The sequence below is a fragment of the Exiguobacterium sp. A1_3_1 genome (assembly GCF_048985645.1).
Classification (GTDB): domain Bacteria; phylum Bacillota; class Bacilli; order Exiguobacteriales; family Exiguobacteriaceae; genus Exiguobacterium_A; species Exiguobacterium_A indicum.
Map to the genome: position 1 here is coordinate 1 of NZ_WBYY01000008.1, position 23,488 is coordinate 23,488.

A 23,488-nucleotide genomic window follows, 5' to 3' on the forward strand; every position below is an offset into this window, starting at 1 on the left:
ATTATTTTTTGCTTGAAAAACAGTGCGTGACTTTCGAATCATTTCCGCGTTTTTTAAAATCAGACTAAAAGCAGAGAAGTTAGTCTAGCTTTTTTGATAAAAAAATCATTCGACACCCAGTCGTGAAAACGTGTCACTTTTTGTCGAAAAAAAGGTGTTTTTTAACAGTAGGGTAATCGGAAAATCATTTTCCATAAGACACCATGTAAAAAAATTTTAATAAGACCATTAGATTGCATTTTAGTTACAAATTTAGGGTTGTTGAAATGAAACACTTTCGGTATATTTATTCTTGTAGGTCGAGACAACTGGTAAACAGTGGGATTAACCTGCAAATTCATGAAAAACGATTTTTCTTCGAGAAATCGTTAAACATTGGAGTATCAGGTGTCGATAAGAATTATGGAATGACGATTACATACTGATTCGATAGAAAAGGGAAAATTAGGTTTCTAATATTACCTATTTTATCTAATTATCAATTTTCGTCAGGACGTAAGACTTCTTCCTTTATCTGACTTGGATTTGAAATACAATTGAAATTTAGTTGGTAGAAATAGCAACTTCATTACCATTGTATGGACGAGAAAAGGCTGGGTGAAGGAGATCCTGAAGTTTGTCTTTTGTCTTTTATTGGAGGCAAGTCGTCAAGTCAACTAGTAGTTTAATTAAGGGAGGATTTTTACACATGGGCACGAAGAAATCGAACAAATTATACGCTGCAGCAGCTGCTCTTGCAGTGACAGCTTCAGCAGTAGCACCAGGCCTTACGGCGGATGCTGCATCGAAAGTCACAGTTAAATCTGTTACAAACCCAGCTTCAATCTCACACTACGGTGGTTACACATTCGCAGTGAAAAAATTGTCACTTCCAAAAACGGTCAAAGTATTGCTTTCAAACAAGAAATACGAAAACCGTTCAGTCAAATGGGGCAAAGTCTCTTACGACAAAAAATACATCGGTAAATACCAAACAATCTCTGGTACTGTTTCAGGTACTACGAAAAAAGCTTCGATCAAAGTCAAGTTGAACAACTACCCAGTCGACGTTGTTGAGCCAAAGCTCGCTCCTGTCGCAGTTGGTGAGAAACTCAACCTTCCTTCAACAATCGACGTGAAATACAAAGACGGTAAAGTCATCGCTCGTTCTGCTAAATCTTTCAACCTCACGGCTGAAAAAACAGACAAAGCTGGCATGATGAAATTGTCTTACAACTACATGGGCAAAAACTCTTCAATCAAGGGTTCAATCGCTTATGAAGTCAAAGCTGCTGAAATCACAAACGTCATGGACTCAGTTAAAGAAGATACACTTTCAGTATCTGCTGACGTGAAATTCCCAGCGAAAGATGCGAAAGCTCAGCTTCTCATCTTCCCAGGTAAAGACGAAAGCAAAGCACTTCCAGCAATCGACGGTAAACTCGAAGGCGGTAAGTTCACTGCTGAAGGTAAAATGATTCCAGACGGAACACATTCTTACTCAATCAAAATCGGTGATGTTGTTACTTCTGCAAAAGAATTCAAAGTAGACAACGCAGCTAAATTAGTTAATGTAAGTGCTGTAAGCGCAAAATCATTTAAAATCGAGTTTAACAAAGCAGTAGAAGATACTAAAGCTAAATTCGAAGTGAAGAAGGGAACAATCACTGCTAACGTAGCTAAAGTAACATTCTCTGATGATAAAAAATCTGCAACAGTAGAATTATCTTCTAAACTTACTAAAGGAGACTATACTGTTAATGTTACTGGATTAACTACTGAGGCTTTAACTAAAGTTGTCGCTGTAGAAGACGAAAAAGTAGCTAAAGTTGAAGTACTAAGTGAAAATGCAGTTCTTAACAGTGACTCTACAGTTACTACTGGTTATAAAGTATCAAATCAATATGGAGAAGATATCACTAAATCAGCTACTGGTTTAACTGTTACTTCTAACATCTCTGGAACTGGAAGCAGCACAGTAGCTTCACCATCAACTGGAGTTGTAACAATTACAAATGCTACTGGATCTACTTTTAAAGTTGGGGATAAGATTTCTCTTAGCATTCTTGATGCAAATACTTCTACTTTTACTTCTAAAGTATTGACTGTATCTAACAAATCTGCTGTTTCTGATATTTCAGTTAAGGGATTATACAACGAAGATACAGCTGCTGTTTTAAACACAGATGCTACAGCTACTGACTTCCATCTTTTAGTAGATGCTAAAGATCAATATGGTCAAGAAGTTGCTTTCTCAAGTATTGCTAATGATGTAGTTGTTACTTCTTCAGATTCTTCAGTAATCGATGTTAAAGGTGGAACGGCAACTCCTACATTTGAGCAAGTTACTATCGATGGTAAAAAGCAATCGGTTCTTGAGCTCAAAGCGCCAACTGGTGGATTGAAAGCTGGTAAAGCAACGATTTCGATTATTTCTAAAACAACTGGTAAAGTTGCACAGTATGTTGTTGAAGTAAAAGAGGGTGTAAAAGCTGATGCAGTAACATTATCTGCACCAGAATTAGCGGTTGCTGGAGAGAAAACTGAAATTCCATTTACTGCATTTGATTTAGATGGAAAAGAAATCACTAAAGCCTCTACTTTGAATGGTCCTAAGGGTCTAACAATTTCAGATAATGATAGTAATTCTACTGTTTCTATCGTCAATGACACTAAAACAGGTAAAGCAAAATTAGTTTTAGATGATACTGCAGGTTCTACTGCACGTAAAGTAATTCTTACTGCTACATCAGCTAACGGGAAAGTTTCAACACTTATTGTTGATGTCAAAGCTGCTGCTGAGCCAAAAGTCATTACTGCAACTAAAGATGTTGTTACTGATCTTGCGGTAGGTGGTCAATTTAAATTAAATAAAGATACTTTAGTATTAAAAGATCAGTATGGTCGTGATTTCGACTTGACTGGCAAGCTTTCTGCAAAAGCACCTGCTGTTGCTGATGCTGGAAAGTATCTAATCAAAGTAGAAAAATCTGATACGTTAGCAGATAAAGTAGCACTTTCAACTGATAAGTTGATTGCTTCAAACAATGCCGATGTAACTGTTACTGGTTCGAAAAAAGGTTCTGAAGCGATTAAATTATCAATTCAAAAAGTTGATAATCTTGGTGTAGCGCAAACTGTAGCTTCGAGTGAGCTTGAAGTAAATGTAAAAGTTGCTGAGAAATCAGATATCGTTTCTTATGAACTTAAAGACATTTCGTCTATTTACGATGAGCCTACAGGTACTGTCGGTGAAGGGTATGCCAAAAAATTAGTTGTTTATGGTGTACTTGCAGACGGTAAAAAAGTAGTTCTTCCAAACACTGAGTATGCAGTTGTTACAGGAAACGAAAAGTTAGTTTATGACAAAACTACTAGTACATTAGATGTTGCGGTTGCTGATAATATCGTTGATCAAGATGGTAAGGATGTTGCAGTTAACGTTAAAGTAATTGTTGATTCTACAAACGGTCCAGTTGTTTTAGAAAAAGCTGTTACTGTTACAACTGCGAAACCTAAAGCTGATTCAGTTGAACTAAAGTCTAAAAATAACCTTAAAGTTGATGGCAATATTGTTACAGGATCGATTTCAGATGTAACTGATGCTGCAGATTTAAAATCAATCTTGTATGTAGTGGATCAGTACGGTGAAGATATTTCTTCAACTGCTGATGTCACATTGACTGCTACAAATCTCGTCAATTCTGATAAAGATAACACGGTTCCTGTTGCTGTAAATAATGGTTCTGCAACACTTTCGTTTACTGGTGTAGAGTCTGGTGATTCTTACAACTTGACATACGTAATCGATGGTAAAGTTGTAACTGTAAAAGTTATTGCTGACTAATCAAACAGGCAAAATTATTAATGCTGTCAGTTGTTAATATTTCTAATAAATAGCTCTAGCTGATAATTAGTTTTATTAATAATCGAATGACCGTCGACTTCTTATTTATTAAGAAGTTAACGGTCATTTTTTACGTGGAATAAATTATACTTGATTTTATATCACATATATTGATGTGTGAGAGGCAAGAAATATAACGAAAAGAGGAAAATAGAGTATTCTTTTAAAATCTTATATTTTCTAAAAAGGTATCTTAATTTAATTGAGAAAAATCATACTGGTATTCTAACTTAAAAAAATAAATATGAATAATTAGCCTAACAGTGTCATTATCTCCTGTCGCAGCAGAAGTCGATACACCAATGACGACATCATTCGAGCTATACGGACAGTTTAATATCATCAAAGGACAAGAACTCGTATGGGGATGGTCTTCTTATCAAAAACCGGGACTGATTAATCTTCAAAATGACGAACGTATTCAGTCGCTCCCGAATGGTGACTCGTCGATTGATGGGTTTTATGCATCCGATGATCAGAGTCTACGTGTTGCAGTATCAGATGGAATCAATTCATGTCTATGACGCCTTTGGATCGAAAATCAAAGAAAGATCGACGATTCTAAATAAGGAGGAAGAAATTTCTGACTTCGTTGAGGTTCAGTTCATTCCGGGTACGCATACGGTCATTTTACTAGTCGAAAATAGCGGGGATGGTAAGATGCTATCGTTTGACCTAGATTCGGAGCAACTCTTAAGTGTCCGAGGAACAAGTCAATTCGGTCAGATTTTAACGGCACGCGATTATGTAGCCATCATTTCTTCGTCAGATGCTAATGTCTATACATCCGATCTCTCCTATAAAGGCGTCATTCATGGAAAAGAAGAGGAAAGTATCGAAGCGTTTGATATGAATGATGATGGATTACTTATCATAGGAGAAAATAATACATCACAGCTTGATGTCTATGATTTGAATCGGGGATTCAGAAAGATTCAAACGAGTGGACAGTTCGTGACGGGAAAAGATATGTCGTATAACGATATCTCAATCTATGAGTCGGGCAAATTCATTGCCGTTACTTCTTATGGAAGCGGTCGACCGTTCTCTTTATTTGAACGGGAGACGGGGCGTCGTATTCATACGTCCCTCGACTATGATCGAGATCTTGCATACGAATCAAGAGTTGAACTTAGTAATGAAGCGCGCTCAATCGTCGTCGAAGGGTACAGTAGCACGAATGTCTATAGTGGGAAAGAGCTATACAAACGACCAAATACCAGCAGCTCATCAAAGTGTGGACAGTGGTTCTTCTGAAACGTTAGCCCTTGAAGTCATACGAGCTGATGGAAAAACGGTTCTCGTCAAATCTGGTGTCAGCTGGGCGACAGACAATCCAACGAAAGCCTATATTAAATCTGGAAAGCTGTACGGCAAAACACAAGGAACATACACCTTAAAAGCGACGTATGAAGGCTTTACGACGACAGTAACCGGTAAAGTCATGCCGCCGCCAAAGTTATCGTCGCTAAAGGATGTTCCGTGGTTGGAACGTCACCGACAGTCGCTCCTCGATAAACAGTCGTTCGAAGGACTACCGGTCCTCGTATCATCGTACTCGAAGCTAAAAGGAACGAAAGGGAGCATGTTCATTCCGGAAACGGATGCGAACACGAACGGAAAATGGAAAGGGAGCGTTCTCGCTTCACGGTATGTGCGCTACGGAGAGAGTCAGCCCAACCGAATTGAGTTGCTGACGATGCTTCCAGCACTTGAAAAACGTTTGATTTCAAAAGCAGAGATTAAATCTGCCTTTGGCAAATCGGAGACATCCGAGACGTACTCTTCTTCCGTACCACGTCATTTTTCAAAGTCTAATAAGACGTTCGCAAAGTATTCGGTCAAAAGTTACTATGAGTATCAATTAAAAAATCTATCCGTGGAAGTGTGCTTTGATAAACAAGATAACGTGAAGTTCATCACTGTAAGTAAGCGATAATATAAAACGGTTCATCGGAAGGTCTCATCATGGGATCTTCCGTTTGTCTGATAACTGATATAGAACGTAGAACGCGTTGCCTTTATACGTGTGTGCTCAGCACGAATAGCTGAGTAAGGAAAATAAGGCTAAAGAAATTACATTGATGAAGGAGAACGATCATATGCTTTACGTCATCATCGGAATCATCATTCTAGCGATTGTCTTAAGACTGACAGGACCAGTGGGATGCGGCTGTTTCGTATTTCTTGTAGTCGGCGGCTTCATCCTTTGGCGAATCGGCTTGTTAGGATTCGTCATCCGCATGATTAGTGGATTCGTACGTTGGTTGATCAGAAAAATCGTCTATTACTACTATAAGTTTTTTGGAGAAGAAAGCAGTGCGCTCGATTGGACACGTGAATTGATTTTAGCTGGTTTTTAAATGATTTAACTACTTCAATCTACGCGTTGATAAGAAGAGAGTAATTCTTAAGTTATCTGATCTAATAGTCGGATAACTATAAGACTCTCTGTCTTTCAAACGGTTGAAGACTTGTCCAAAACTGATTTTTTTAGCAGTTCTTCACTTCTATCACTTAGAAATGTAAGTATTTACGCTTGGTTTTGATGAAAAAAGGAGATGCATAACGTAATAATTTGGTCAGCCACCTTGAATATAGGGTGGCTTCTTCTAATTGTGAGATGTGTGGAAATTATTTTAATGGGATGCAATCAAAAAACTAAAAATAGATTTCCATCATGAAAAGAGTACTCCGAAAATCGTGCTTCAAGAGTTGATATCATGAAGTAAAGAATGAATTCATGAAGTAAAGAATGAATTAAAGAAAGGGGAGTAGGAATGATGAAGAAATGGATAGGCGTAAGTAGTCTGTTGATCTTGTTGTTTTTCTTTTATAGAGCAGACTCGGTATCAGCTGCGAGCTTCGTTGTGTCTCCTGAAAAAATGACACTCGTCACGGGACAAACGAAAACGATACAAGTGAAAACAAAAGGGATTTCTAAACCAAGCTATAGCTGGAAGACATCGGATCGTAACGTGGTAACCGTTTCAAAAGGAAAGGTAAAAGCGATTGGAGCGGGCAAGGCGACGATTACGGTATATGAGCAAAAAACGAAACGAAAACAAATCGTCGCGGTGACGGTAAACTGGAAAAAACTTGACGCACAGGCAGCTTTTAAATCCGTTAATCCATCTGTTGCATATATTGAAATGATAGATAGGAAAGGTGACGTTACTTCATTAGGGAGTGGCTTCGTCACAAAACAAGGAGAAGTCGTAACGAATCATCATGTCGTTTCAGGAACGGATAATGAGAGAGCACGTATTCATTTTCCGAACGGAATGATCTATGAGGCAAAATACGTCAAAGCAGTGAATGAACAATTAGATTTAGCTATATTAGATGTTCCTCAAATGGTGAATATTGCTTCCTTGCGTACAGCAAAAGCAGGAAGTACGGGTTCTGTTATCTATGCTCTCGGGAGTCCAAAAGGTATTAGTAATACGATCACTCAAGGGATTCTTAGTAATCGTAGAGTATATGATGGAGGACTTCCTTATATTCAATTCAGTGCGACCGTTAATCCTGGAAACTCGGGAGGACCACTCATCGATCAATATGGTCGGGTGATAGGTATCGTCTCTTGGAAACGTAGTGATGCGGAAAACATGAACTATGCTATTCCTTACGAACAATTAGATATCGTGTTACGGAAGCGTCAAACGATTTCGAACGTCCAACAGCAACTTGTCGAGGTACCAATTGTTCAAGGAGAAGGAGAGACATACGAACAGGAATTAAACGATACGTTCGATCAAGCAGACATCATTCCATACGCGCAAGGTTCGATTTCAGGTACGACATTCGATGACGAGGATGTGGATGTGTTTAGCTTTCGTATTGATAAACAAATGAAGTTTTTCATAGCAGGAGATTACGGAAGTCGATTAGCCGAATATTTTTACATCGGTCTCTACGGTGTGGAAGGTGAGCCGATTCAGTACAGTCAACCGTTTGATTATGAAGGAAATCCATTGCAAGGGTTATCAGTCGACCTTTCACCAGGAATATACGCGATTGCTGTATTCTCAAAAGAAGGGCTTGATCCAAAAAATTATCAAGAAACTCCGTATCAATTGTTATATCAACTGTCATCGGGTCAGTCGACGAACATTCCGAAGTCGAAGAAAATTATCCAACAAATCGAACACATTCTAAATGAAAAGAAAAAGTGAGAATATCAAACAATTTACTAGTTAAAATATATTTTTGATAAACGAGAAACGACCTGAATCTCTTCGGTATGAAGAATTCAGGTCGTTTCAGTATATTACAACGTATTCTACGCATGCTTATGCCGTTAAAAACTTATGGAAGAAGTACCGTAGTTTAAAATTTCATTCAATTGCTTAATCGTCTGCTGTTTGTCGAGTAGATTGATACGATGTATACGAATCTGACGAGAGGGTTGATCCTCAAGATGCCAGACGTCATCAGGAAGAGCAACGCACTCGTGATCGAACAAAGGATATAACAGAATGACGGTCGAGACATTTGTGAAACGTGTCAAATAGGCATACATCTGATAGATATCATTACGTTTGACATCAGAGTACGTGTCTTGTTGTACAAGACGTTTCCACTTCGTATCGAGTATGAGTAGACCGTTAGGACCGCTTATAAAAAAGTCAGGTCGAAGCGCAAGAACGTTTTTTTGATGTGCTCGGTGCAAGAGATACGTCGTCTTGCGGTTCATTAGTGAATAATTTGCAATGGAGTAACGGAGTAAAGATCCGATATAAGCCTCATAGACGCGTGGCATGTCAAACAGAAGCGAAATGGAGAGGTGTGAATCGGAAACTTTCTCCGTTGAGTGACCGAACATAATTTGTTTTGAGAGTTCTAACGCTCCGTAAAAACGTTGTTCGGTTCGATTTAGCGTGACGGATTGGATTTGTTCTTTTGTCCATGTGACATACGTGACATCGTCTAAGAGATGAGTCGTTTGACGTAATAGTTGTTGTGTCTCCATCTTTTCACACATCCTATGTAACAAATGATTCGTACTTAGAAATAAGCGATTCAAATCATGATCCACTATGCGTTCCTCATACTCACAGACTGCATGATGTCCTTGATTTCTACTCATTTGTTGTTGGATATACTGGTTGACGAGTAAGCGACCTTTCAAAACAGGAGAAGTCGCTCGTAAAGTCTGATACCGTAGAGTGGGTCCTTGGCGTAAAGCAGCTGCGAGTTCATTGGCGTACACATAACCAAGTATTTCGGGTAAGGGTTCATCGAATAACTCATAATGCGCAATTGGATTCACTTGAACGGGTAGAAGATTCGATTCAGATAGCATGTTAAGAAGTGCTCGTCTCATCATCGTATGATTAGCTCCGGGAATTTTCGGAAGAATTTCGATGATGAACGTCTCGCATTGAATGAAACCAACGTAATCAAGAATGCGTAGCGAATTGTATCCCCATACGAAATGACGAGATGAATAGTTTTGCTGTCGTCTATGCTGTTCTAACGCTTCTGCCTCTTCGTGCGTCAACCCCTGTGCTCCATCATTTGATATGTTCAAAGTGTCGAAGTTTTCGACGATCGTAAAGACACGTCGTGAATTACTCATATATTCTTCTCAGCGCATTTACAGATGGATTTGGAACCATCTCATATCGAATCTTTTCTTCACGCAATCCGGAGTGATTAGGGAACAGATCCTGAGCCTGTAAAGTCTTTTTACACAAGAAATAGGAGGAGTCATCCGAGTCGTTCGTCGCACCTCTGAGTACGAGAGCGATTTTTTCAAAATCATCATAGAAATACTCCTGTAACAACGGAATGATCTTTTTTTGCATGATGTGAATCAACGATTCTATCGTCAAGTGTTCATTCAAAAAGAAACCATGACCAATCGTATGATCACGATCATATAGATACTCGATGCGCTCATTCATCGTGATCAACATTTGCCGCACATCGACCCCTTCGATATTCTGAGGCAGCAGGTCTGGATCAGGCAGAAGTTCCGTGAACTCGAAGCGACGACGGAGAGCGGTATCCATCAAAGTGATGGAACGATCAGCGGTATTCATCGTACCGAGGATATGAAGGTTTGCCGGCACACTGAATAGTTCTTGCGAATAAGGGAGCGTGACAGTAATTTCATTCATAGCACCACGACGTTTATCGTCTTCGATTAATGTAATCAATTCACCAAAGATACGCGAGATGTTCCCGCGATTGATTTCATCGATTACGAGAACAACGTTTCCTGGTAAGATGTCCTGTGTACTAGAAGGTGTATGTCCTAGAAAGAGAGGAAGTTTCTCTACTTTCATTACTTCCTGAGACAGCGGATAAAGTGGAATTTGAACGAAATTATTCTTAAACAACTCTTTAGCTGGTATAACCGAATCTGCAGGACGATGGAATATCCAATCGACTTTACGAAAATGAGCGTAAGGAATAGGGGACGTCGAATCATAGTAATAATCACCTGTGACAATCCCAATCGCGCGGAAGTTATGATTGCCATGCGAGGCGATGATCATGTCACCGATTTGGATTTCGAATTTCAGCATATTAATTGTTCGAGAGACGGTATCAATATTTTCAATGGATCCGTCAGCGTGAATTTTTTGTGTGATGTCATTAGCATTATTACAATCCGTGAAGTCAATCTGACTACCGTATCCTAGCGCAATCACTGATTCATTCAGACAGTACTCGAAAATCTTTTCTTCTTGTTTTTGTCCGAGAGACATCTTATATACTGAGCGTTGCGCTACATCAATTGTCGAAGCTACTTGTGCGATTGTTTTTTTGATTGAATCAATGTGAGAGGCAGTCGTACAAATTTGTTTGAATATTCCGTTCTTCGGTTCGAATCCGCCTTTTCCGTCACTACGAAGACCTTCGACGAAGTCTTCGTATGAGAATGATTGATGGAAGGTGCAAAATTGGATACGATTCGCTTCCACGTGAGATTGATATAAACGAGTCCAGTCCTCACGAGGTGATTTTTGTTCTTTAAGACGTGCAACCCCTTCTGGGTCAACGATTGCTAATGTTCGTTCGACGACGGCATACGTTTTTCCGGTTCCAGGCGGACCGAATAAAATTTGGTTTTTAGTAGTCATAAATCACAAGTTCCTTTCTATAGGTGGTATAAAGATGAATTTTATTCCAAATAAAGTATTTAATGTAACAAGTTTGATTATAAAGGAATTTTTAATTGTATAGAAAGGGTATTTGTATTTTATGTAAATCGTTTTTTTATATTTATTCATTTCTGTTTTTAAAATAAAAAGTAAGATTATTCATGAGCGATATCTGTTTTTGGACGACGACAAAAAGCTCTCCTACCTATAAGGTCGAGAGTCATTTTGCCGTAATCGAAGAGAACATTCCTCTCTTTTAACGCTAATGTTGCGAAATATTATTTCTGTCTACTTAACATAGGTATCAAGTAGTTGCCGAACGGTAACAGACTTATGATAGCAACACGAACACGAGTAACGTCATTATTCATTCAATGAACTGAGTGCAAAAAGACGTACATGATCGTTTTTATCGAACGCAATATAAAGATATTGTCCGTTCACATGATAAACGGATGCATTGTATATTTTATATTTCGCAAAAGTTTTCTTAGATTTATCAATATGATACGTTAACGGTTTTTTATTAGTGTACGTCTTCGTAGCTTTGCCAAATACTTCTTTTACTTCGTTCTTCGTTAGTGTTCGTTTCTCTAGAGATGGCAGCATCACCACTAAGTCGATTTGATCAGTATTGTTCTCGTTTACTGAGGAGTCGCGTGAGTATAGGATATTTCCTTTCCACTTTCCAATCCATACCGCATCTGTGTTTGGGATAGATAGTTTTCCTGAAACTCCGCTGATTTTTTTATAAGAAGCGTTCGGGGCGATCGCTCCCTCAAACGACTTGTTTGTCAGGATTCCTTGTCGATGACGCTTTAACCAAGGAACATCTTTTAAGGATGATAGTTTAGGAGGTGCAACGACTTTTCCTTCTATACGCGTCGTATATCCTTCATACGTAGCTTTTAACGTGTACGTGCCAATACTTTTCCCGATTAGCTGATTTGATTTCAGATATGCGTTTGTCGGAGAGTTCGTCGCCCATTTGATGCCCTCTGTAATTGTCACTTTTTTTCCGTCAGCCTGTGTGACTTCTAACGAAAGTGATTTTGAAGTTCCCATTATCACTTCCTGATTCTCTTTTGGTATGTTGATTGCGACCGGTCGTTTGATGATGTTTCGACCGTCCATAACGAGTGTTTCTTCGTAATCTTTTCGAATCAAAATTTTTTTTGCGTCTTTCGTCAGTTCAATGGAAGTTGAAGGATAAATCGTGTCAGTTCCCGAATCAAGTGTCGTAAAAATCTTTTTTCCTGACCGCTCAAATAAAGAAAATTTGTCTGGGTAACCATCGTAAGTTGTTGCGATGAACTGACCCGATTCATCAATGTCAATATCTTCGTATTCTCGAAGAGACTCATTCATGAATGACATTGGAGTAGATATTTTTTTGAAGTCTTGTTTTCCATCGTATACTTTCAATTGTTTACTACCACTTTCACCAAGCACTAATAAACTGTCTTTGTTAAAATCATAAGCTTTGATATCACCGTTTTCTGGATGAATGACTGTGTCATAATTTCCATCATGGCTATAAAAATAGGCATCCTTTGAATTGATAACGGCTATTTTATCGTTTGAGATCAAAATTTCACCCAGATGGTCTGTTCCTCTTGAGAATGTTATTGTACCTTGATTTACATCATATCCAAACAACTTACCGTTTTTGTATTTATTCGCCAATCCGATTAGCGTATGAGAACCTGGTAAGAATGTAACATCATAAAAGTTTTCCAGCGTTTCTTCTTTGTAATTAATGGAATCAATGGTTTGAACAAGTTCAGCAAACTCATCGTAAATTCTTATTCTAGAACTATCAATTAAAGCGATATATTTTTGATCATCTGAAATTGAAAATTCTTTGATATTACTATTGTATTGAGTTTGAATGGTTTGAATTTTCTCTCCATTTTTTAAATCGATTAAAGCAATTTTTCCAGAACCAAGGTTAGTCCAAGCAAGATCTTTCCCGGAAATTAATTCGTAGTGCCCTTCACTCAGAAATGAGGCGGTGCTAGGTAAATCTATTACTGCTCCAACCTTGCTTCCCCCTAGGCTAACTACAATCAGTGTAACTAAACTAATAATTGTTTTTCTCATACTCCACACTCCTTCTTTGATATTATCCTTACGTATAGTGTAGCGAATTTATAATTTAATTATTTACTTTTTTGTTAAAATAAGTAAATATAATTTTTTTCATAGTGCTGGGCTGATGCTTTAACGGCCAAACTCGATGCAGAATTTTAATGAGAATCTTTCAAGGTTGCGATAATCATAACCATGACATTTCTTTGCGTGTAAGTACTCTTCTTTTAAAAGAGCGGACGAGAGATATCATGTAGACCAAAGACAATGGGAAACTCTTCATTTGACGACATTCGGATGTGAAAAAGATATGAATGTGGAAGAAGTAATTGATGAACTGCTGAGGAAAGGTGGAAACTCTAATCGTGACTTGTACTAAGAGGCGATTACAATATTGGGGTTTCTCTTTTTTTAAATAGCCGATAAATTTATATATTTTAAATAAAATATTGAAATAAACGCAATATGGTAATAAAATCAATTAGAGTTATTAATTTCAATGGAATCAAAAGGAGAGAAGGAATTGAAGCAAACGATCGTAGGCTATGTTTTGGGGGTGCTCTTATGTTTCTTACTTCCGAGCATGGTCCTGGCAACCGAACACCCGACGCTTCTGCCGTATAAGGTAGAAGATCAAATACTAAAAGGAAAGGCGGAAGCGAAGACGACCGTTCATGTTCATGTAGACGACGTCTTATATACGAGTCAAGCGGATGAATCTGGTAGCTTCTCGATTAAGCTTCCGCAGCCAGTTGGCATGAAATCCGTTCACCTATACATACTGGATATAGACGGATATAAAGAGAACCAGATTTCCTATGAACCGACGAATCCGACGCCGACCGAAGAACCATTACCATCCGTTACTTACGTCGGACAGACGGAGAATAGTTTCTATTTAACGACGTCACCCGACGCGACGATCTATGCGTCTTACGAGGGGGACATCTATACGGGGAGACAGCAGCTTCTCGTTCCGAAAGGCGTTATGTCAGAGATGCGGGTCTATGCGAAGACGGATCAAGGGGCGAAAAGCGAGACGACACTGCTATCGACAAAAGTGCCAGCCACAATCGCCATTGAACCCTATGCGTTCGAAACAAAACAATTCGTCGGGAAAGCGTGGCCGTATGCCGTTCTGACTTTCAAAGACGAAGAGACGGGAGCCAGCTGGACGGTCGTTGCAGATCCGAAGGGGAACGTGACGTTCCCGTATACGCCAACGCTCGAGACAGTGAAGACAGGACGTACGCTTCAAGTAGTGAGTGCAGGATCTGTCTCTACTAAAACGACAGCAATCCTCCCGGCGTATCAGCCAAGTCTGACCGCAACGTATTATCTACTCGTCGAAGCGCCACAAAACCAGATCGAAGGACTGACCTATGCAAACAGTCAAGTGCTGCTCGATGATACGATTTGCGCAACGAGTGACGCGACAGGTTATTTTCAGTGTGACGTCACGGAGATGCAGGAGCCGGTTCATGAAGTGACGTTCAAACATGATGAACGGTCCCGATCGACATTCGTCGAGTTACCGGCACGACCAGAATCGTTCCCGTTGACGCTCGATCAGCCGATTTCGTCCGAACATCCTGTTTTGTCCGGGAAGACCATTCCGAAGCGAGACTTTCGGGTCGAGTATGACGGATTAAGGTTTCTGCTGACTTCAGACGAGAACGGACAGTTTCAGATGGAGTTCCCGAAACAATATAAGAGTGAAATCCGTTTGTCCGTCCGCTCGTTAGATGGCACTTTCTACGAAGTACGGTCTTGGACGGTTCAAGACAGACGACCGCTCGCCAAACCAGCGATGTCGTTCAACGGGAACACACTGGAACTGACGAATCCACTGAAGGGGTTACCGGACGTCACCGGTAAGATCATCATCGAACATGCGGATGGCAGTTTTGATGCTCAAACGTTCCTCTTTCCGAAGCGAGACACTGAGGGGCAGCCTGTACAAATCACAGGAATTCAGGAGGGCGATCGTTATACGCTGACGCTCGTGACGGACGAGCAGGATGTCCGAAAAGCGACGTTCGAGGGTGTCCTTCATCCGTTGACTGAGATGACTCTCGACTCCTTCGGTCCGTATGACCAGACGTTGACGGGGAAAGGTGAACCTGGCACGCGGATCCGTCTAGAGATGCCGATTGCGTATGATGCGTATAACTCGGGCGGATACACTATATTTGAAGGGACAGTTTCAAAAGACGGGAAATTCCTTTTGAAAACCGCCTCTATCGATACGTCAAAGACACGATCCATCGATTACTCAGGATGGATGCGGATCTCCATCACGCGTCCAGGAACGAAAGATGTCCTGAAGTATAACCGTCAATTGACAGATGAAACCGTACCAGCGATTCGGATTCCGAAAATCAGTGACTCGAAGCGCGAAGTTTTGTTTAAATCCGACGATCTCCTGAAATCGGCGGACGTGCGTTATTACAAAGGAGAAACACTCGTTAAGACGGTGAAGCTGGACCTCTCACGATTCGGATTCTATCGCCATACGTGGGACAGCCAAACGAGCAGGACGTTCAAACAGGACGGCATCACCCGAATCGAAGTTCGGGGGACGAACCGTTCGGATATGACGTCCGATTGGGTGAGTACATCCGTTTTAAGTACAACTTATCCACCACTGACCGTCTACGAGATGCGTTTTGGTGAGACGGTGTTGCAAGCAAAAACAGCTCCACTTACGAAGGTCCAAGCTGTCATCGGTGAGCAAAAGTATGAAGCGACAGCCGATACAAAAGGTCTTGTGACGATGCGCTTAAAACGAGCGCTCACGCAGCAGGATATCGTTCGTGTCACAATCCGAAACGAGGCAGGCACAGCGAAAACGACGGAAAAACGACCAGTCGATTACCCGGTTCAAGATATCCACTGGAGTGAGAAGAAGAACAAGATCTGGTTCGTCACACGGGATACACATCTTCGTCCGAGCCGTTATACGTTCAAAATCAACGGAAAAGAAGTCAAGCTAGCCGGTACGCGTCCGCGCTCCGTCTTCACCTTACCGAAGAAGATGAAAGCACCATTCCAAGTCGAATTGACGTTACGTAATTCGGACGGGACCGCGCGAGCGACGTTGAAAAAGACGATCCGTTCGACGTATCAGAATCAAAAGGTGACGAAGCTGACAGCGTCCGCAAAGACACGCCTGATCAAAGGGATCGCACAGCCGTATCATGCCGTCGAAGCCTATGACGACAATGATATGAACTTAGCTGGTGTCGACTTGTATCAAGATCAGCAGTTTTCGATGAAAGCGTATCGTGCACTACGAATCGGGAAGACGATCACGATCCATTCACGTGATCCCTTCGGACAACGATCAATCGTTTCGTTGAAAATCAAAGACGATATCGAACCAAAAACGCCGACGGTTTCGCGTGTCACTTCAAAATCGACCCGGATCACCGGGAAGACGGAAGCGAAAGCGAACGTCGTCGTCATGTATAAGAAGAAAGCCTACCGGACGCAGGCAGATGCGAAAGGGAACTACGTCTTACGCATCAACGCTTGGAAAGCCGGAGAGACAGTCAGCATCTACGCAGAAGATGCTGCGAAGAATCGTTCCGCAAAAGTCATCACGAAAATCGTCAAATCCTAATCGGAATGATGTTCTAAGAAAGAGGGAGAAGAACCATGAAAAAATTCTTTAAGATCGTCTTAATCGTACTAGCCGTCTTAATCGGGCTGTTAGTATTGCTTGTCGCATGTAGCGACTCGGATACAGAGTCAGGTAAAGGAAAGAGCGGTACGAAGTCGGAAATCAAATCAAAAGGACCGTTGGCGGAGAAAGACTACGAGAAGATGTATACGGATCCGAAGAAATACAAAGGATATGAAGTAACGGTCCGTGGGAAAGTGTTCTCAGAACCAGAAAAGGATGAAGACGGTGTCTACTTCCAGATGTACGGGGATCCGAAGAATGCTGAAAAGAACACGATGGTCGCAGCAGATACGTCTTTGAAAATCAAAAGTGATCAGTATGTAGAAGTCAAAGGCATCGTAGTGGACGAATTTTCAGGGGAGAATGCATTCGGTGGAGAAATCTCTGCTGCCGGCATTCGAGCAGAAAGCGTCAAGGAAATCAGCTACATCGATGCGATGGCACCAACGAAAAAGACGATTGAGCTGAATAAAGTCGTCGATCAGCATGGTCTGAAGGTTGAACTGCAAAAGGTTGAACTAGCAGACAATCAGACACGTGTTTTCATAAAAATCACGAACAAGACGAACGTCAATGCGACGTTCTTCGATTCAGGCTCCAAACTAGTCGTAGGGAATAAACAACTCGAGACAGAATACCTCGATAGTGAAGAATCTGGTCTCGCAGAAGTCCAGTCGGATATTCTACCGGGAATCGAAACGGAAGGGGTCATGATCTACCCGGCGGTCGAAGCCGGAACGACAAGCATGAAACTGTTGATTGATGCTTCGAACGATAACTATGATATTGATTTCGCTCCATATACGTTCGAGATCCCAGTTAATTAAGTGTATTTCACAGTAATACTCAAAGCTACAGTACCGAGTTGATAACCGGAGACTGTGGCTTTTTTCTAGTACAGTATTCGTTAGGATCATACAGAGATAAAAAAGACCTGAACTCCATCTTGTGAGGAGTTCAGGTCGTCTACTATATAAAAACATTATCTCTTTTGTTTCGTTTTATCTTGAGTGAGTAATCGAAATTCATACAAGAAAACGGAAAGAATCACGGCGATCAGAATCGCAGCAAAGCTAGTCCCTTTTGGTAAATCGAGTGTAAAGATGACGATGGATGCGAAGATGACGATCAATAAAGAAATCAGATAATCTTTTTTTCGATTCGACATACGTTCACTCCTTAGAAAATGTATCAGATTCGATATGTTTACAATATTTAGTATAACATATCAGAAAGTTTAGCGTTCTAACAGTGAATCATGAAAGCAAGTGGTATGACTGAATCTATGAAAAAACTGTCCCGCGTATGCCGAGACAGTTTTTTCATAGTATCTGACATAGGGAAGATGAATCAACGGAAGGGTAATAAAAAGACAAGGATACTAAAGATAATCACAGCCAAAGAAGGTAAATAACGCGTTAAACGATTCATGAATAGTAGCTCCTTTAAATTAGAAAATTGAGGAATTAAATTTGGTTTAAAACCAAATAATGTAACCTTCTTTAGTTTAAAGGAAAAAATCTTTAATTATAGGCTTCGATTAACTTTTTATGGAAATGTGTTTTTGGATTAATTCGCTTTTAAGATAATTTTTAATCGCATCTACAAAATGTCATAGGTTTTTCGGATATTTATACAGAAAAACGGTGAGAAAAAAGAAGCATGACGTATTTATGTCACACTTCTATCGATGTTCTTATTTTATTTATATTTTTTACGAAGTGCTTTACTGAAACCATCTGCATCACGATTCCCGACGACGTAGAAGTTGACGCTCGCATCTTTCTTGTATAATTTTTTGTTAATCGACATTTTATACGAACCATTACTGCGTGGCTTCGCCTTACCAAGTAGTTTCCATGATTTGCTCGACTTATGGTAGACATAAGCTTCGACGCGTACATCCTTGTTCGAAACAGATCCGGTCACTGTCCGAGTCGTACGTGTCAGTATTTTCGTATCGACGGTTACTGCTTTTGGAATGAATGTCCGCACCGTGAGGTCGATTGGATCGAGGTCGTACGAGATCGGATCTCGTGGTTCTTCCGTCGTATCGCCATCATCCTCTCCCGGCTCGTCCCCTTCATCGCCATCGTCATATCCATCATCATCACCATCACCCGGTTCATCACCGTCGTCTCCTCCATCGTCATCGCCATAAGAAGCGGCACGCGCTACGTAATACTCGTCCCAGCCATCATCCATTCCATCATCATCGCCTGTGTAATCATCAACGCTTACGACTTCAAGGAAATAGTTCGGTGTGACATCGGAAGAGCTGTCTTCGTCCTCTTCATCATAGTCATACTCATCGGAATCAGATTGATGGTAGTCGTAGAAATCCTCGCCGATCAATCCTTCTTCGGGTAACTCGATCGAATAGTTCCCATTCGCATCCGCTTTTGCATGAGCGACTTCTTGTAAGTCTTCTTCCTCTGTGTCGTCCGACTGTAAGACGACGATTGCTCCGGCAGGTGCCTTTCCTTTTAAGACTTCCGTCCGTGTGTGGATATTTTTCGTTTCTACTGTGAATTCGTCCGTCGCTGCTTCAACAGGCGAGAGGTAGACTGCACTACTGAGACCGAGCGTCACGAGTGCTGTCCATGTCATACTTTTTTTCATCGTAAAACGCCTCCTTTTTCTGTAGTATAGCAAGGAAATTACTGGATATATTTTCAGTTTTAAATGATAAAGAAATGAGATTTTAAAAAACGTTAGTATAGAGAAAATTAAAAATCCCTCTGTACCGAAACACATACAGAGGGAAAAGAAATCTTATTTTTTTGCTGGAACCTTTATGAGGAATGGTACCGGTTTAGGAACATCTCCGAACTTTGCGAACAAGACGACGAGGTGTTCGTACTTGTCTGGTGTCACGACGGCTTGACTTCCTTGAATCGTTACGATGTCTGGATGAGAAGATTTCCATTCACTTATAGATTTTGATCCAATACCAAGAACACCACCATAACTTTGAGGAAGCGAAGCTGACTTACCTAACGTGAGTGAATCGACAATCGGATTGACGATGCCTCCGAGGACATTCAATAAACTTGAGAGTAAGGATGTCTGAGTATCTTGCGTAGCGAATGACAATATACTTGAAGTATTACCAGTTGTCGCAGAAAGCGTGAAAGGCGTAATTTGTGATCGATTCTTAACGATACCGAGACTCGTTAAAAGACTTTCATTACTTGATTTCCATGTAAGTGGAGATCCGTTTAACGTAGTCGGTAACTTTAAATCGAGGTAGACGTTCAGCGTCGGACTAACGGCTGCGATGCGCGCGAGATCTTCTTTAAGGATCAGACTGAGATTCCCAGCAATCGTTCCCTCAAATGTCTTGCTTTTTAGGACGCCGTTTTTTGTGATCCATGCCGTCAACGTAAACGCCTGTGAAGAAACTGCTGGGATGATAGTACCTGTATTTGTGATGGCATTGGTATTACTAGAGGTCCATGTGATCGGTAACTTATTGACTTCAGTCGGCAAGTTGAGTGGTAATTTCAAATCTGTTAGTGAAGAGAGGGAGAGATCTTTCACTGCCTGATTTAGTTCCGCTTCTAGAGTCCATGGAACTTCAATTTCAGGAAATGATTTTTCAGCAGTCACACCATCTTTCTCTACTTGAACCGTGACGACAATGTTTTTGGTCGTATCGCCTCGAACGATGACTCCGCTACTCGATAATACACCTGGATCATCAGACGAGAGGGATAATTTTACTCCTGTAGGAGGTTGAATCACTAGATTTTCTGTTAATTTAGTCGGAATGGTGAGGTTCTTAAGATATGACTCTAATAGATCCCTGACAGATAAACCTGCCTGTGGAACCACTAAATTAGAGAAGGTTTTCTGTAATGTGGAACTTCCTTTTTTAGCGGTTATTTTAAGTGAGACGAGCTCATCTTTAATACCTGGAATGACGATTCCATCGTTTGACAGTACATTCGTTTTGTCGGAAGATAACGTAACTTCAATTCCGGTAGGTGGCTGGATATTAAGATTATCATTGAGTAAAGAAGGAATTGATAGTTGATCGAGATACTTTTGTAATTCTTCGGTATCCGTCAATCCACGTTTCGGTACTGAAATTTTTTCAAATTGTTTATAAAGCGATATCCCATTTTTTGAAGCAATGACCGTAATATCAGTCGTTCGATCTACGGTATCGCGTGTTAGGATTCCGGTACTAGATAACAGCGAAGTAACGGAGGACTCGACACTAACGGTTATTCCTGCAGGTGGATTTAATGAAAGATCAGTTTCAAGTGATTTTGGTATCGAAACACCATTCAAATAGTTCGTCAGTTCTTCTGTGACTGTCAGAGGACGTGCAGGTACTGAAAGGTTTGAAAACATCCTCGTCCTTGAAACACCGTTCAGCAATGCTGTCACACTGACCGTAACAGTTTGAGCAGTGTCTGCTGGTTTAATAACGCCTGACGTTGCCACAATATCAGGTTGAGAAGAGGTCAGGTAGACGGTCATTCCTTCCGGTGCGAGAGGCAACTGAATGTTTTGGTTCAACGGACTAGCAATCTCGACTTGATCCAAATAAGTATCAATCAAGGCATCCGATAACACTTCTTGTTTTGGGATCGTGATCAGTGGAAACTCCTTCTTACGAATGAGTCCGTCTTTTGACGCCGTCACCGTCACGGAGACAATCTGATCAGTCAGACCGCGTGTCACTCTTCCAGTATTTGAAAGGATAGCTGTATTTGTTGAGAAGAGAGAGGTCTCGATTCCCGGTGTCATCGGGGTCGGCAAGTAATAATCAGTCGTCAGAGGTGACGGGATTTCGACCGTTCTCAAGTAATCATCAAGCAAATCGGACGTCGCGTTTTCTTTCTTTGGAATGGTCAAGTTCGAGAAAGTGCGTAATTTAGTAACGCCGTCTTTTGTCGCAATGACTGTTAATGAGACGATTTTATCCGTTTGACCACGGATGATTTGTCCTGTATTTGACAGGATGGATGTATTGGTTGAAGAAAGTGTCGTTTGAATTCCTTCAACTGTCGGAAGACTTACGTCACGCGTCAACGTACTCGGGATATCGAGTTTGTTCAAATAATCTGCTAACAGTTCGTCAATCGCCGTATCTCGTTTCGGGACTTGATAGTTCCAAAAACTACGTGTACGTGTCACGCCGTTTTTCGTCGCCGAAACAAGAAATGAGAGGGATTGATCGGTCAGTCCACGTGTCACCTTCCCCGTCGACGAGAGGACATCTGGAAGAGAAGAGGTCAGAGAAAGTGTCGTTCCCGTAGCGGCAGGTAATACTAAATCCCTTGTTAAAGGATTTGGGAATGTCAGACGACTCAAGTAATCGTCTAAGAATAATTCCGTCGCATTGTCAACTTTTGGGACAGTGATATTCGAGTAGAGACGTGATTTTTCGAGACTACCTTTTGAAGCTTTTAACGTGAGTGTGACGAGTTGATCTGTCAGATCACGGCGTACTTTACCGTCCGATGTGACGATTTTTTCGTTTGAAGACACTAATTGGAATGTTATACCTTCTGCTTGCGGCAGCTGAACGTCCTTCGTCAATGGACTTGCCAGCTTGAATTTGTCGAGAGTGAAGTCAATCAGTTCCTCGTCCGTCAGCTCACGTTTCGGAATCGTGATGCCCGAGAAGGAACGTGTTTCTTCAAGGCCATTCAATTTCCCGACGATCGTGAACGCGACGTCCCGTTCTTGATCTGTACGAGTGACTTGTCCGGTAGGCGATAGATTGCCGTCTGTGGAGCGAATACTAAATGTGGCACCATCCATTTGTGGCAACTGAATATTTTGGAGGAGTGGACTTGGAATCGTAATTCCTGCAAGCAATGCCTTCAAGATTTTTCGTGAGTCTTCCGGTGCTGGAGGCGTGACGACGTTACGAATCGTCACAGTGGAAGGCGCTGCATTTTGCGATCCACTTAAAATCGAGACATCATAGCGTCCGACCGGTAACATATTCGTTTCGATCCGGAAGTATCCTTGGCGATCACGTTTTAGTGGATACATGGATACACGGTCTTTATCGTCGATCAGGTACAGGTGATGTGTCATACCTTTTGCCGGATAGAGGATCCGACCGGTGACCAGCAGTCGGCGACCACTTTCAAACGGCGTATACTTCACGTTTTCATGTTTGACGTCTGAGACGCGCAATGTATTTTTTCCGGTAATCAAGACATTTCGTCCAACGGCTGTGTACTTCACGCTTTTCTTCCCAAAGGACGCTGTCGTCGTACGTGTCCATTTGAGTGGATACGAATAGCGCTGTCCACCAGCAAAAATCGTCGATAGCCGTTCTGGAAGTTTGGCCGATTGATTTTTCCCGACCGTCTTGACGACAGGAGGGAGAATCGATTTCGGATAGTTTTTAATCGTGACGTACCAGTAGGCACTCTTAGACGTTCCCGAAACATTTCCTTTTATTTTTTGTTTTCGATCAATGATTTTTTTATCGAAGCGAACATTACTCCACTTTACGGATCTTTTTACCTTTTTTCCGTTCGCAAGTTTGACACGAACGGTCTTCGGTGGAGAAAGAGGTTTGACCGCAAACACGTCACCGCCATAGTGAACAGTTGATGCAGGACGGTAGATTTTTTTGACGCTGCTTGATTTAGCGGCAGCAACGGATTGAAATGAGGCGGGGAAGGAAAGCAACAGACAGAGAAGAACGATGAGACTCTTTCGCATGAC

Annotated in this window: 14 protein-coding genes; 8 read left to right on the top strand and 6 right to left on the bottom strand. The window is 41.2% G+C overall.

The window, feature by feature from the left end; genetic code table 11:
• Positions 1-688: 688 nt before the first annotated feature.
• From F8N00_RS01810 to F8N00_RS01835, 6 genes are all read left to right on the top strand, one after another.
• Positions 689-3,826, top strand: a complete 3,138-nt coding sequence (locus F8N00_RS01810) for an Ig-like domain-containing protein (RefSeq protein WP_421017641.1) — start codon at positions 689-691, stop codon at positions 3,824-3,826.
• A 323-nt stretch (positions 3,827-4,149) separates the two neighbouring features.
• Entirely contained in the window at positions 4,150-4,410 is a 261-nt protein-coding gene (locus F8N00_RS01815) for a hypothetical protein (protein WP_421017642.1), read from the top strand.
• Positions 4,388-5,143 (top strand): hypothetical protein, encoded by a 756-nt coding sequence (locus tag F8N00_RS01820; RefSeq protein WP_421017643.1) that lies wholly within the window; start codon positions 4,388-4,390, stop codon positions 5,141-5,143. Before F8N00_RS01815 ends, F8N00_RS01820 begins: the two co-directional genes overlap by 23 nt.
• Positions 5,124-5,825 (top strand): hypothetical protein, encoded by a 702-nt coding sequence (locus F8N00_RS01825; RefSeq protein ID WP_421017644.1) that lies wholly within the window; start codon positions 5,124-5,126, stop codon positions 5,823-5,825. Before F8N00_RS01820 ends, F8N00_RS01825 begins: the two co-directional genes overlap by 20 nt.
• Positions 5,826-5,988: 163 nt before the next feature.
• A complete protein-coding gene (locus F8N00_RS01830) occupies positions 5,989-6,249 on the top strand; it encodes a hypothetical protein (RefSeq protein WP_421017645.1) in 261 nt (86 codons plus the stop codon).
• A gap of 420 nt (positions 6,250-6,669) precedes the next feature.
• Positions 6,670-8,064 (top strand): trypsin-like peptidase domain-containing protein, encoded by a 1,395-nt coding sequence (locus F8N00_RS01835; RefSeq protein ID WP_421017646.1) that lies wholly within the window; start codon positions 6,670-6,672, stop codon positions 8,062-8,064.
• A 125-nt stretch (positions 8,065-8,189) separates the two neighbouring features.
• On the opposite strand, the gene F8N00_RS01840 is transcribed toward F8N00_RS01835, so the two are convergent.
• From F8N00_RS01840 to F8N00_RS01850, 3 genes are all read right to left on the bottom strand, one after another.
• Positions 8,190-9,470, bottom strand: coding sequence for an McrC family protein (locus tag F8N00_RS01840; protein WP_421017647.1), 1,281 nt, complete (start codon positions 9,468-9,470; stop codon positions 8,190-8,192).
• On the bottom strand, positions 9,463-10,983 hold the full coding sequence (locus F8N00_RS01845; RefSeq protein WP_421017648.1) for an AAA family ATPase: 1,521 nt from the start codon (positions 10,981-10,983) through the stop codon (positions 9,463-9,465). Before F8N00_RS01845 ends, F8N00_RS01840 begins: the two co-directional genes overlap by 8 nt.
• 384 nt (positions 10,984-11,367) lie before the next feature.
• Positions 11,368-13,107, bottom strand: coding sequence for a hypothetical protein (locus F8N00_RS01850; RefSeq protein WP_421017649.1), 1,740 nt, complete (start codon positions 13,105-13,107; stop codon positions 11,368-11,370).
• A 511-nt stretch (positions 13,108-13,618) separates the two neighbouring features.
• On the opposite strand from F8N00_RS01850, the gene F8N00_RS01855 reads away from it, so the two are divergent.
• On the top strand, positions 13,619-16,720 hold the full coding sequence (locus F8N00_RS01855; protein ID WP_421017650.1) for an Ig-like domain-containing protein: 3,102 nt from the start codon (positions 13,619-13,621) through the stop codon (positions 16,718-16,720).
• A 35-nt stretch (positions 16,721-16,755) separates the two neighbouring features.
• The gene (locus F8N00_RS01860; RefSeq protein WP_421017651.1) at positions 16,756-17,610 is read left to right on the top strand and encodes a DUF4352 domain-containing protein; all 855 of its coding nucleotides are present in this window, start codon (positions 16,756-16,758) and stop codon (positions 17,608-17,610) included.
• 155 nt (positions 17,611-17,765) lie between these two features.
• On the opposite strand, the gene F8N00_RS01865 is transcribed toward F8N00_RS01860, so the two are convergent.
• The 3 genes from F8N00_RS01865 to F8N00_RS01875 form a co-directional block, all read right to left on the bottom strand.
• The gene (locus F8N00_RS01865) at positions 17,766-17,951 is read right to left on the bottom strand and encodes a hypothetical protein (protein ID WP_421017652.1); all 186 of its coding nucleotides are present in this window, start codon (positions 17,949-17,951) and stop codon (positions 17,766-17,768) included.
• A 533-nt stretch (positions 17,952-18,484) separates the two neighbouring features.
• On the bottom strand, positions 18,485-19,405 hold the full coding sequence (locus F8N00_RS01870; RefSeq protein ID WP_421017653.1) for a hypothetical protein: 921 nt from the start codon (positions 19,403-19,405) through the stop codon (positions 18,485-18,487).
• 153 nt (positions 19,406-19,558) lie between these two features.
• Positions 19,559-23,485 carry an immunoglobulin-like domain-containing protein gene (locus tag F8N00_RS01875; RefSeq protein WP_421017654.1) on the bottom strand — a complete coding sequence of 1,309 codons (3,927 nt, stop codon included), beginning with the start codon at positions 23,483-23,485 and terminating at the stop codon, positions 19,559-19,561.
• Positions 23,486-23,488: the final 3 nt, after the last annotated feature.